The sequence below is a fragment of the Pseudomonas nicosulfuronedens genome (assembly GCF_005877905.1).
Classification (GTDB): Bacteria; Pseudomonadota; Gammaproteobacteria; order Pseudomonadales; family Pseudomonadaceae; genus Pseudomonas; species Pseudomonas nicosulfuronedens.
The window spans coordinates 1-11,613 of the sequence record NZ_SWDV01000023.1 but is presented as its reverse complement, the minus strand read 5'-3'; the positions used below and the strand labels follow the sequence as shown (position 1 = coordinate 11,613).

The window sequence follows — 11,613 nt, the reverse complement described above, 5'->3', positions numbered from 1 at the left end:
GTGACGTGCCACAGGAGTATGGCACGGCTGTGATTCTTCGATTCGATAGTCGCCTTCGGACGCGGTTTTCAGTGATGTCAGTCAGTCATTCAGGCGATGGGTGCGGGCGAATTCGACCAGGTCTACGAGGCTTTCCAGGTTCAGCTTCTCAAGAATCCGCGTCTTGTAGGTGCTGACGGTCTTCTGGCTGAGGAACAACTCCTCGGCGATGTCCTTGTTACTCATGCCTCTCACCAGGCTGCGCAACACGACCAGCTCCCGTGGCGTGAGGCTGGCCACCGGATCGGTGTTCTTGTCGATGCTCAGGGCCTTTTCCGGGAAGCAGCGATAGCCCGAAACCAGCATGCGCGCTGCGTTGAGAATGGCACTGGTGTCCTTGTTCTTGCTGACGAATCCATGCGCACCCGCTGCTTCGACCTTGCTCGAGTACAGGCGTTCATCCTGCGAACTCAGCACCAGCAGGCGAATGTTCTCGTCGAAGATATGGATACGCGCGAGCAGGTCGAGACCGTCCATCCCGGGCAGGTTGAGGTCGAGTATTACCAGATCGGGGCGTTCCTTGCGTACGGCATCCAGTCCGCCATGGCCATCGGCTGCTTCACGGGCGACTTCGAACTGCGGATCCTGCTCCAGCAACGAGCGGATCGCCAAACGCATTGCGGGGTGGTCCTCGATCAGCACCACACGCTTCTTCATAACTGACTCCCTGAGTCCGAATAATTGCGCGCATTGATCTTGAAGATAGACCAGTTGTTCAAGCACCTACGGAATATTCCTATGCGTAGGACTGAAAGCATGCGGGGAATCAAGTTGGGAGGGAGTTGCCCTGCCAGCGTGCGCGGAGACTTGCTGCGCAGAGTGAATTCTGCGCAGCAAGCCAGCGGTTGTTACCGCTCCAGAGCCAGCGCCACGCCTTGCCCGCCGCCGATGCAGAGCGTCGCGAGGCCTTTTTTTGCGTCGCGGCGGAGCATCTCGTGCAGCAGGGTGACAAGCACGCGGCAGCCCGATGCGCCGATGGGATGGCCGAGGGCAATGGCGCCGCCGTTCACATTCACCTTTGCGGCATCCCAGCCCAGTTCCTTGCCCACGGACAGTGCCTGAGCGGCGAACGCCTCGTTGGCTTCGATCAGGTCCAGGTCGGCGAGCTGCCAGCCGGCCTTTTCAAGGCAGCGGCGGGTGGCTGAGACCGGACCGATGCCCATGATGGCCGGATCGACACCTGCGTTCGCGTAAGCGGCGATACGGGCCAGTACCGGCAGGCCCAGTTCGGCGGCCTTGGTGGCGCTCATCAACAGCACGGCGGCGGCGCCGTCATTGAGGGTCGACGCGTTGCCGGCGGTAACGCTGCCGTCCTTCTTGAATGCCGGTTTGAGCTTGGCCAGGGACTCGGCGGTGGTGCCGGCGCGCGGCTGCTCGTCGGTGTCGAAGCGCAGTGGTTCGCCCTTGCGCTGGGGAATCTCGATGACGGTGATTTCAGCCTTGAAGCGGCCTGCTTCGATGGCCGCGCTCGCCTTGCGCTGCGATTCGGCGGCGAAGGCGTCCTGCTCCTCGCGGCTTATGCCGTATTTCTCTACCAGGTTCTCGGCGGTGATGCCCATGTGGTAGTCGTTGAAGGCGTCCCACAGGCCGTCCTGGATCATGCTGTCGATCAGTTTGGCGTGGCCCATGCGCAGGCCGGTGCGGGCACCGGGCATGACGTAGGGGGCGAGGCTCATGCTTTCCTGGCCACCGGCGATGACGACGTCGGCATCGCCGCATCGAATCGCTTGGGTTGCCAGGTGCAGTGCCTTGAGACCGGAGCCGCAGACCTTGTTGACCGTCATCGCCGGCACGCTGTTGGGCAGGCCGGCGGCGATCGAGGCCTGGCGCGCCGGGTTCTGGCCGGCACCGGCGGTCAGGGTCTGGCCGAGGATCACCTCGTCGACCCGGGCCGGGTCCAGTCCGGTCTGTTGCAGCAGGGTGCGAATTACCGCGGCGCCCAGCTCATGGGCCGGCAGTGCGGAAAGCGAACCCTGAAAGCTGCCGATGGCGGTACGGGTGGCAGCGACGATGACGACTTCTTGCATGACTCGAATCCTCTGTCGGGAGCGGCGGGGCCGCAGCGAACGGTCATGGTTGCACGCTCGCTGCTGGCTCACCACCCTCCGAACCGGGTAGTCACGTTTCAGCGCAGGGGTGGCAGCCCCATGCGGCGGCGCGCTCGATGGAGCGATCCATTACGCACGGCCCAGCGCAGAAGGGGCACGCTGCGCTTCACGCTGGAGCGGATCAGCTGCCGTTGCAGGCTGCCCAGGCTCAGGCCGAGCTGATCCGTCGCCCAGTCCGGCAGCAGGTCGATACCGGCGCGCATCATCAGCAGGCCGAAGGGTTTGGCGAGGAAGCTGGGTGCGGGGGCGTTGAACAGTACGTTGACTACCTCGCGGGTGCGCTCGTCATAGCGCAGTCGTGGGCGCATGCGTTGCAGATAGGCCGCTACCTCGGCGCGCGAGCGGGGTACTTCCCTCGCGCCGAGTCTCTCGGCGATGAGGGCTATCTCGTTGTAGTAACGGTCCTGCTCTTCGCCGGAAAGGTCCGGGTTCAGGTAGCGCAGGTGCGAGGCGAGGAAGCAGCTGACTTCGGCGACGTGCACCCAGGTCAGTAGGTCCGGGTCGCTGGCCGCGTAGGTCGTGCCGTCGGGCAGGGTGCCGTGGACGTTGTCATGAATGCGGCGCACTCGCTCGATCAACTTCTCGGCGTCGCCGCGCGAGCCATAGGTGGTGGCGGATATGAACTGCCCGGTGCGGCGCAGACGGCCGAGCATGTCGGCGCGGAAGTTGGAGTGGTCCCAGACGCCACCCAGCGCGGCCGGGTGCAGCATTTGCAGGAGCAGGGCGCTGATGCCGCCGATGAGCATCGAGCTGAAGTCGCCATGGACTTTCCAACTGATGGAGTCCGGCCCGAACAGGCCGGGGTCACCCTTGGGCGATTCGAAGTCGACCCCGCCCAGGGCGAGGCCGGTCAGGCTGAGTACCTGGCTTTCGATGTGACGGCGGACGGTTTCCATTGCGGCGGACAGGCCTCGGGGCAAGGACGACAGGTCTGTTCTGTAAACCTAGCATCTTTGCGCCCTTGGCCTGTAGCGCACATCAACGATTGAGGCGGTTGTCGATCAGCCCCTGAACCACGCTGGGGTCGGCCAGAGTCGAGGTGTCGCCGAGGTTTTCCAGCTCGTTGCAGGCGATCTTGCGCAGGATGCGTCGCATGATCTTGCCCGAGCGGGTCTTGGGCAGGCCCGGCGCCCACTGCAGCATTTCCGGCTTGGCGAAGCTGCCGATCTCCTTGCTCACCAGCGCCAGCAGCTCCTGCTTGAGCGCGTCGCTGGGCTCGATGCCGTTCATGGGGGTGACGAAGGCGTAGATGCCCTGGCCCTTGAGGTCGTGCGGATAGCCGACCACGGCGGCCTCGGCGACCGAGTCGTGCAGGACCAGCGCACTCTCCACCTCAGCGGTGCCGATACGGTGGCCGGAGACGTTGATCACGTCGTCCACGCGGCCGGTGATCCAGTAGTAGCCATCCTCGTCGCGGCGCGCGCCATCGCCGGTGAAGTAGTAGCCGGGATAGGGTTTGAAGTAGGTGTCGATCATCCGTTGGTGATCGCCATAGACGCTGCGGATCTGGCTCGGCCAGCTGGCTTTCACGGCCAGCACGCCGGAGCCGGGACCGTCGATTTCCTTTCCCTGCTCGTCCAGCAGCACCGGTTGCACGCCGAAGAAGGGGCGGGTGGCGGAGCCGGGCTTGAGGTCGGTGGCGCCGGGCAGCGGGGTGATCAGGATGCTGCCGGTCTCGGTCTGCCACCAGGTGTCGACGATGGGGCAGCGCTTCTCGCCCACCACGTTGTAATACCACTCCCAGGCTTCCGGGTTGATCGGCTCGCCTACCGAGCCAAGCAGGCGCAGGCTGCTGCGATCGGTCTTCTGCACCGGGGCTTCGCCTTCGCGCATCAGGGCTCGGATCGCAGTCGGCGCGGTGTAGAAGATGTTCACCTGGTGCTTGTCGATCACCTGCCAGAAACGCGAGGCGTCGGGGTAGTTCGGCACGCCCTCGAACATCAGGGTAGTGGCGCCATTGGCCAGCGGACCGTAGACGATATAGCTGTGCCCCGTGACCCAGCCGACGTCCGCAGTGCACCAGTAGATGTCGCCGTCGTGATAGTCGAACACGTACTTGTGGGTCATTGCCGCGCCCAGCAGGTAGCCGCCGGTGGTATGCAGTACGCCCTTGGGTTTGCCGGTGGAGCCGGAGGTGTACAGGATGAACAGCGGGTCCTCGGACTCCATCGGCTCGGGTGCGCAGTCCTCGCTGACTTCGCGTAGCGCCTCGTGGTACCAGATGTCACGGCCCTCGACCCACGGGATCTCGCCCTGGGTGCGCTCGACCACCACCACGGTGGAGACGTTCGGGCAGTCGGCCAGGGCCTTTTCCACGTTCTTTTTCAGTGGGATGTACTTGCCGCCGCGCACGCCTTCGTCAGCAGTGATCACGGTACGGCAGTCGGCATCGTTGATGCGGTCGCGCAGTGCGTCCGGCGAGAAGCCGCCAAACACCACCGAGTGGATTGCGCCGATCCGCGCACAGGCCAGCATGGCGTAGGCGGCCTCGGGGATCATCGGCATGTAGATGCAGACCCGGTCGCCTTTCTCCACTCCGCGGCTCTTGAGCACGTTGGCCAGGCGGCAGACATGGCTGTGCAGCTTGCGGTAGGTGATGTTGGCGGATTCGGCCGGGTTGTCGCCTTCCCAGATGATCGCGACCTGCTCGCCGCGTTGTTCCAGGTGGCGGTCGATGCAGTTGTAGGTGACGTTGAGCTGACCGCCCTTGAACCAGGTTGCCTGGCCCTTTGCCAGATCGCCGTGGTGCACCGAATGCCAGGGCTTGAACCAGTCGAGGAAGGCCGTGGCCTGCTCGCCCCAGAAGGCTTCCGGGTCGGCTACCGACTGCTGGTAGAGGCGCTGGTAGGCGTCGTTGTCGAGGTAGGCACGCTTGCGTACGGCCTCCGGCACGGGGTGAAGGCTGATCTCGTACATGGGGAATCCTTGTTGTTGTTGAGCCGAGATGCCCTCAAGGGTGCATCCAAGGCCTGGCGGGTTCAAGGGTTGTCCATGCAGTTTCGACGCATCGGTAGGGGCGAACGTTCCGGTGGATGAGGTCCCACCCGTTGCTGAGCGTCGGTTCGAGGTGCGGTGCGGGAGACGGGAAGGGGGGGGCTGCGAGGGGAGCGAGCATGGCCGGATGCGCTGGCGCGCACCCGGCCACTGCCTATCAGCCGCGGTGACGGCCGCGGAAGAAATCGATCAGGCCCTGGGTGGAGCCATCTTCGGCGGCGCTTTCCTCGCTGCCGACCAGGCGGCCGTAGACGGCCTTGCCCAGCTCCTTGCCCAGTTCCACACCCCACTGGTCGAAGGCGTTGATGCCCCAGAGGATGCTCTGCACGTAGACCTTGTGCTCGTACATGGCGATCAGCGCGCCCAGGCGGCGGGCGCTGATGCGTTCCAGCACCAGGGTATTGCTCGGGCGGTTGCCCGGGATCACCTTGTGCGGCGCCAGGCGTTGTACTTCGGCTTCGTCCACACCCTTGGCGCGCAGTTCGGCCTCAGCCTCGGCGCGGCTCTTGCCGACCATCAGGGCCTGGCTCTGCGACAGGCAGTTGGCGTACAGCCACTGATGGTGGTCGGCCACCGGGTTATAGCTGGACACGGGGACGATGAAGTCCGCCGGGATCAGGTGGGTGCCCTGGTGCAGCAGCTGGTGGTACGCATGCTGGCCGTTGCAGCCTACGCCGCCCCAGATTACCGGGCCGGTGCCGGCGGACACCGGGCTGCCGTCCTGGCGTACGCTCTTGCCGTTGGACTCCATGTCCAGCTGCTGCAGGTGGTCGGTGATATTCCGCAGGTAGTAGTCGTAGGGCAGGATCGCGTGGCTGCGCGCGCCCCAGAAGTCGCCGTACCACACGCCCAGCAGGCCCAGCAGCACCGGGATGTTCTTCTCGAACGGCGCGGTCAGGAAATGCTGGTCCATGCTGTAGGCGCCGGACAGCAGCTCCTTGAAGTTGTTGATACCCACCGACATGGCGATCGGCAGGCCGATGGCCGACCACAGCGAGTAGCGACCGCCGACCCAGTCCCACATCGGGAAGACGTTTTCCGGGCGGATGCCGAAGGCCGCCGCAGCCTCCTTGTTGCTGGAGACGGCGATGAAGTGACGGTACAGCTCCGCCTCGCTGCCACCCTGGGCCAGGTACCAGGCGCGGGCGGCCTGGGCGTTCTTCAGGGTTTCCAGGGTACCGAAGGATTTCGACGAGACGATGAACAGCGTGGTCTCGGCGTTGAGCTTGGCGGTCATCTCGCGGAATTCGCTGCCGTCGATGTTCGCCAGATAGTGGCAACGTACGCCTTTCTGGGCGAAGGGCAGCAGCGCCTCGGAGACCAGCTGCGGGCCGAGGAAGGAGCCACCGATGCCGATGTTCACCACATCGGTGATCGGCTTTTCGGTGTAACCACGCCACAGGCCGTTGTGCACGGCAGCGACCAGTTCGGTCATCTGGTGCAGCACGCGGTGCACGTCGGGCATTACGTCGACACCATCGACCATCACCTTGTCGCCGATGGGGCGACGCAGCGCGGTGTGCAGAACCGGGCGGCGCTCGGAAGCGTTGATCACCTCACCGCGGAACATTGCCTGAATGGCTTCGCCCAGCTTCGCCTCTTCCGCAAGCTTCACCAGCAGGTCCAGGGTGTCTTGGCGCAGCAGGTTCTTCGAGAAATCCAGGAATAGACCGCAGGCGCTCATGGAGAAGCGCTTGAAGCGCTCCGGGTCCTCGGCGAATGCCTCGCGCATGGTGAAGTTCTGGAGATCCTGGCGGTGGGTGGCCAGCGCCTGCCAGCTCGCCAGTTTGGTGGCATCCAGCGGAGTAAGGTGGTGTTCCATGACATACCTTCGGGTAAGACGTGCGTGTTTGATCGAGGCTTTGAAACCTGGGAAGACCAAGGGGTTCCAAGTCTTCCCAGTGATTCAGGCGAGCTGCACCGGGATGGCGTTGCTGGTGTGGCTGAGTTCGTTGCCAGGCGCCATGTACAGCATGCGTGGCTGGTAGCCTTCCAGCTCGGCGTCGCTGAACTGAGCGTACGCGCAGATGATCACCCGGTCACCCACCTTGGCCTTGTGGGCAGCGGCGCCGTTGACGGAAATCATCCTCGAACCTTCCTCGCCACGGATCGCGTAGGTGGTGAAGCGCTCGCCATTGTCGACGTTGTAGATCTGGATCTGTTCGTACTCGCGGATGCCGGCGAGATCGAGCCATTCGCCGTCGATGGCGCAGGAGCCTTCGTAGTCGAGCACCGCGTGGGTGACTTCGGCGCGGTGCAGTTTGGCTTTGAGCATGATGCTCTGCATGACGTGGCTCCTGTTTTTCTTCTGGTCGAGGAGAGCGGGGCGAGTATGCCCGAGCACCCGAAGCCGCTCAAGGCCGCGACTGGCGCGGCTTCGAGGCGAATATTCGGGTGTCGGGCGAGGAATCAGTCGATGTGGAAGGCGAGGTTGTCGATCAGCCGGGTGGTGCCCAGGAAGGCGGCGACCAGGATCACCAACTGATGGTCCTGCGCCGTGGCCGGGCGCAGGCCGGCGGACTCACGGGCCTCGAGGTAATCGATGCGCAGGCCGGCCGCTTCGATCTGCTGGCAGCCCTCGGACAGCAGCGCGGGGAAGTCACGCTCGCCCTGGCGGATACGCTCGGCCAGTTGTTTCAGCGTCCGTTGCAGGACTGGCGCGAGCGCGCGCTGCTCCTCGGTGAGGTAGCCGTTGCGCGACGACAGGGCCAGGCCGTCCTCGGCGCGCACGGTAGCTTCGCCGAAGATCTGGATCGGCAGGTTCAGGTCGCGCACCAGCTTGCGAATGACCGCCAGCTGCTGGAAGTCCTTCTCGCCGAACAGCGCCATATCGGGCTGGACCATGTTGAACAGCTTGCAGACCACGGTGGCGACGCCGTCGAAGTGGCCCGGACGGCTGCCGCCGCACAGCCCTTCGGAGACGCCGGTGACATGCAGTCTGGTCTGGCCGTCCATGCCGTCGGGGTACATTTCCTCGACGGTGGGGGCGAACAGCAGGTGACAGCCGGCATTGAGCAGCTTCTCCTGGTCCGCCGCCAGGGTGCGCGGGTACTTGTCCAGGTCTTCGCTGGGGCCGAATTGCAGCGGGTTGACGAAGATGCTCGCCACCACGAAGTCGGCGCGCTGGCTGGCCTTGGTCACCAGCGCGGCGTGGCCGGCGTGCAAGTTGCCCATGGTCGGCACCAGCGCGATGCGCTTGCCTTCGCTACGGGCGCGCGCCACGGCGGCGCGCAGCTCGCGGACTGTCTTGACTGTATTCATCAGGCGAAACCGTGCTCCGGGCCGGGGAAGGTGCCGTCCTTCACGGCCTTCACGTAGGCGGCGAAAGCGGACTGGATGTCGGGCTGGCCTTCGAGGAAGTTCTTCACGAACTTCGGCGAACGTCCGGACAACGACAGGCCGAGCATGTCGTGCATCACCAGGACCTGGCCGTCGGTGCCTGCGCCTGCGCCAATGCCGATGACCGGGATCTTCACGGCTTCGGTGATTTCCTTCGCCAGGGCGGACGGCACGCATTCCAGCAACAGCACGGCGGCACCGGCCTGCTCCAGAGCGATGGCGTCGGCACGCAGCTGGCGCGCCTGGTTTTCCTGGCGGCCCTGGACCTTGAAGCCGCCGAACAGGTTGACGGCCTGCGGGGTCAGGCCCAGGTGCGCGCACACCGGGATACCCATCTGGGCCAGACGGATGATCGGCTCGGCGAGCCAGGCGCCGCCTTCGAGCTTGACCATGTGGGCGCCGGCCTGCATGACCTTCACCGAGTCACGCAGCAGCTGGTCCAGCGAGGTGCCGGATTCGAACGGCAGGTCGGTGACGATCAGCGCGCCCTTGTTACCGCGTTTCACGGCGGCAGTATGGTAGGCCATGTCCTCTACGGTCACTGGCAGCGTGCTGTCGTGACCTTGCAGCACCATACCCAGGGAGTCACCGATCAGCAGCATTTCGGCACCGGCCAGACTGGCGGTGTGGGCGAAAGTGGCATCGTAGGAGGTCAGCATCGCGATCTTTTCGCCGCTTTGCTTGAGACCTTGCAGGGTGGTCAGGGTGACATCAGGCATGAAAGTGTCCTCGGTTCTGCGCCGGGCAGGGGCAAACGGGGCCCTATAGTCCGGATCGAAAAAGGCTAAGTCAATTGCAGGTGTTACCGGACTGTTACGGCGTTACTGCCAGTGCGCCCCACGCCTGGGGCGCAGCATGCATCAGGACAGGCGCTCGAGGCCGCTGAACGGACAGGCGGTGAGCAGCTCGGGCAGGGTGCGTCCGTCGGGGAAACGCAGTTGCGGTGCAAGGTCTGCCAGCGGGTAGAGTACGAAAGCGCGGGCGTGCATGTGGTAGTGCGGCACGGTCAGGCGTGGCTCGTCGATCAGTTGCTCGCCGAACAGCAAGATATCGAGATCGAGGGTGCGCGGCCCCCAGCGCTCGTCTTTGCGTACGCGCCCCTGCTCCAGCTCGATGGTTTGCAGGGCGTCCAGCAGGGCGAGCGGCTCCAGGTCGGTATCCAGTGCCGCCACGGCGTTGACGTAGCGCGGCTGGTCGGGCGGGCCCAGCGGATCGCTGGCGTAGAGCGGCGAGACCACCGCCACCTTGGTGGCGGGAATCTGCGACAGCGCTTTCAGCGCGGCTTCCAGCTGCTGGCGCGGCTCGGCGAGGTTGCTGCCGAGCCCGATGTACACGCGCTCGCTCATTCGCTGCTGGCGCCTTCGGTACGTGGGCCGCGGCGACGACGGTTGCTGCCGCCACGGCGGCGTTTGCGCGGTGCGGCGCTACCGCCTTCTTCCTGCTGGCTGGCCAGGTTGCGGATCATGCCGCGGCGCTCGCCGTCGCTGGCTTCCTGGTAGTCGGTCCACCAGTCGCCGAGGCCACCGGTTTCCTCGCCAGCGCTCTCGCGCAGCAGCAGGAAGTCGTAACCGGCGCGGAAACGCGGGTTTTCCAGCAGCAGATCGGCCTTCTTGCCCTGGCGGCGCGGCAGGCGCTCCTGCATGTCCCAGATCTCGCGGATCGGGATGGTGAAACGCTTGGGCACCGCGGTGCGGCGGCACTGCTCGAGGATCAGCTCGTGGGCAGCTTCCTGCATCGCCGGGATCGGCGGCATGCCGCGGTCCTGCAGTTTCAGCACGCGGGCGGGCAGGGCCGGCCAGAGCAGCGCGGCGAACAGGAAGGCCGGGGTGACCGGTTTGCCCAGGCGGATGCGCTCGTCGGTGTTGGCCAGGGCCTGGCGCATCAGCTTGCCAGCGTATTCGGGGTCGTCCTTCAGCGCCTTCGCGCTTGCCGGGAACAGCGGGGCGAACAGCTCGTATTCGTTGAGCAGTTCGAAGGTACGTTCGGCCTTGCCGCTGAGGAACAGCTTGAGGATCTCGTCGAACAGGCGCGCCGAAGGAATTTCATTGAGCAGCGGCGCCAGGCGGCGAATCGGCGCGGCGCTGTGCTTCTCGATCTCGAAGTCCAGCTTGGCGGCGAAGCGCACGGCCCGCAGCATCCGCACCGGGTCTTCGAGGTAACGCTGCTCCGGGTCGCCGATCAGGCGGATTAGGCGGTTGCGGATGTCGCGCACGCCGTGGGCGTAGTCGAGGATACGCTCGCCGGTGACGTCGAAGTACAGGGCGTTGATGGTGAAGTCGCGACGCTGGGCGTCGTCTTCCAGGGTGCCATAGACGTTGTCACGCAGGATGCGGCCGGCCTCGTTGCGGGAGGCATGGGCATTGTTGGTGTCATCGTCTTCGGTGACCGGATGGTTCGCGCGGAAGGTGGCAACTTCGATGATTTCACGACCGAAATGGACGTGGACCAGCTTGAAGCGGCGACCAATCACCCGCGCGTTGCGGAACTCGGCACGCACCTGCTCGGGGGTGGCGCTGGTGGCCACGTCGAAGTCCTTGGGCGGAATGCCCAGCAGCGGGTCACGTACGCCACCGCCGACGATGTACGCCTGGTAGCCGGCCTTGGTCAGGCGCTCCACGACGTTCACCGCGTTCCTGCTGAACTGTTCCCGCCGCAGCGAGTGCTGATGATTGCCAACGACTTCCGGAGTAGTGCGGACAGCGCGCGGACGGCGCAGTGGGGATCGGATGGACTGGATCAGCTTTTTCAGCATGTGTGCACTATCGGGAATAGGTGTATGGATGGCATACGCAGGTCTCGGCAAGCCGCCTGATTACGGCGTTTCCTGGAGGATAGCGGGTGTCTGCCGCTGCCTTGAAACAAATGGCAGCAAATCGAATGCCGTCTGCGCCGCGGCGATTCTAGCATCGTGGGGTGGGATGATGAAGAAAACTGAAGAAAGGGGCTTGCGGGAGGAGAGCGGGAGAGTGTAGCGAAAGCTACTGGGGGAGCCGAGGCTCCCCCCCAAATAGGTGCGTGCTTTGTTTTTATTATGATTACCGGGCTTGTTGTTTTTGTGCATCTCCAGCGTCCTCGTTGTCTTGGTTTGAAGCGTAGTTTCAGGCAGTGAATTTCAAGCAGTAGTCATGCAGAT

General features: G+C 64.6%; 10 protein-coding genes. All 10 read right to left on the bottom strand.

What is annotated here, in order from left to right:
* Nucleotides 1–81: 81 nt before the first annotated feature.
* Nucleotides 82–696, bottom strand: coding sequence for a response regulator transcription factor (locus FAS41_RS17580; protein ID WP_045216783.1), 615 nt, complete (start codon nucleotides 694–696; stop codon nucleotides 82–84).
* Nucleotides 697–887: 191 nt separating this feature from the next.
* A complete protein-coding gene (locus tag FAS41_RS17575; protein ID WP_138524486.1) occupies nucleotides 888–2,066 on the bottom strand; it encodes an acetyl-CoA C-acetyltransferase in 1,179 nt (392 codons plus the stop codon).
* A gap of 98 nt (nucleotides 2,067–2,164) precedes the next feature.
* Nucleotides 2,165–3,043: an oxygenase MpaB family protein gene (locus FAS41_RS17570; protein ID WP_138524484.1), complete on the bottom strand. Its 879-nt coding sequence runs from the start codon at nucleotides 3,041–3,043 to the stop codon at nucleotides 2,165–2,167.
* 82 nt (nucleotides 3,044–3,125) lie between these two features.
* On the bottom strand, nucleotides 3,126–5,063 hold the full coding sequence (acs, locus tag FAS41_RS17565; protein WP_138524482.1) for an acetate--CoA ligase: 1,938 nt from the start codon (nucleotides 5,061–5,063) through the stop codon (nucleotides 3,126–3,128).
* 235 nt (nucleotides 5,064–5,298) lie between these two features.
* Nucleotides 5,299–6,963 (bottom strand): glucose-6-phosphate isomerase, encoded by a 1,665-nt coding sequence (pgi, locus tag FAS41_RS17560; RefSeq protein ID WP_138524480.1) that lies wholly within the window; start codon nucleotides 6,961–6,963, stop codon nucleotides 5,299–5,301.
* Nucleotides 6,964–7,047: 84 nt separating this feature from the next.
* On the bottom strand, nucleotides 7,048–7,428 hold the full coding sequence (panD, locus tag FAS41_RS17555) for an aspartate 1-decarboxylase (RefSeq protein ID WP_017518923.1): 381 nt from the start codon (nucleotides 7,426–7,428) through the stop codon (nucleotides 7,048–7,050).
* Nucleotides 7,429–7,550: 122 nt separating this feature from the next.
* Complete coding sequence (gene panC, locus FAS41_RS17550) at nucleotides 7,551–8,402, bottom strand: pantoate--beta-alanine ligase (RefSeq protein WP_138524478.1); 852 nt, start codon at nucleotides 8,400–8,402, stop codon at nucleotides 7,551–7,553.
* Nucleotides 8,402–9,199, bottom strand: a complete 798-nt coding sequence (gene panB / locus FAS41_RS17545) for a 3-methyl-2-oxobutanoate hydroxymethyltransferase (RefSeq protein WP_081520719.1) — start codon at nucleotides 9,197–9,199, stop codon at nucleotides 8,402–8,404. Before panB ends, panC begins: the two co-directional genes overlap by 1 nt.
* 141 nt (nucleotides 9,200–9,340) lie before the next feature.
* On the bottom strand, nucleotides 9,341–9,826 hold the full coding sequence (gene folK, locus FAS41_RS17540) for a 2-amino-4-hydroxy-6-hydroxymethyldihydropteridine diphosphokinase (protein ID WP_138524476.1): 486 nt from the start codon (nucleotides 9,824–9,826) through the stop codon (nucleotides 9,341–9,343).
* The gene (locus tag FAS41_RS17535; protein ID WP_138524474.1) at nucleotides 9,823–11,232 is read right to left on the bottom strand and encodes a polynucleotide adenylyltransferase PcnB; all 1,410 of its coding nucleotides are present in this window, start codon (nucleotides 11,230–11,232) and stop codon (nucleotides 9,823–9,825) included. The genes folK and FAS41_RS17535 overlap by 4 nt, the downstream gene beginning before the upstream one ends.
* Between the last annotated feature and the right edge of the window lie 381 nt (nucleotides 11,233–11,613).

What these genes read in the sequence shown, in the direction of transcription:
- FAS41_RS17580 (WP_045216783.1), bottom strand. Translation starts at nt 696, where the DNA reads ATGAAGAAGCGTGTGGTGCTGATCGAGGACCACCCCGCAATGCGTTTG.
- FAS41_RS17575 (WP_138524486.1), bottom strand. Translation starts at nt 2,066, where the DNA reads ATGCAAGAAGTCGTCATCGTCGCTGCCACCCGTACCGCCATCGGCAGC.
- FAS41_RS17570 (WP_138524484.1), bottom strand. Translation starts at nt 3,043, where the DNA reads ATGGAAACCGTCCGCCGTCACATCGAAAGCCAGGTACTCAGCCTGACC.
- acs (WP_138524482.1), bottom strand. Translation starts at nt 5,063, where the DNA reads ATGTACGAGATCAGCCTTCACCCCGTGCCGGAGGCCGTACGCAAGCGT.
- pgi (WP_138524480.1), bottom strand. Translation starts at nt 6,963, where the DNA reads ATGGAACACCACCTTACTCCGCTGGATGCCACCAAACTGGCGAGCTGG.
- panD (WP_017518923.1), bottom strand. Translation starts at nt 7,428, where the DNA reads ATGCAGAGCATCATGCTCAAAGCCAAACTGCACCGCGCCGAAGTCACC.
- panC (WP_138524478.1), bottom strand. Translation starts at nt 8,402, where the DNA reads ATGAATACAGTCAAGACAGTCCGCGAGCTGCGCGCCGCCGTGGCGCGC.
- panB (WP_081520719.1), bottom strand. Translation starts at nt 9,199, where the DNA reads ATGCCTGATGTCACCCTGACCACCCTGCAAGGTCTCAAGCAAAGCGGC.
- folK (WP_138524476.1), bottom strand. Translation starts at nt 9,826, where the DNA reads ATGAGCGAGCGCGTGTACATCGGGCTCGGCAGCAACCTCGCCGAGCCG.
- FAS41_RS17535 (WP_138524474.1), bottom strand. Translation starts at nt 11,232, where the DNA reads ATGCTGAAAAAGCTGATCCAGTCCATCCGATCCCCACTGCGCCGTCCG.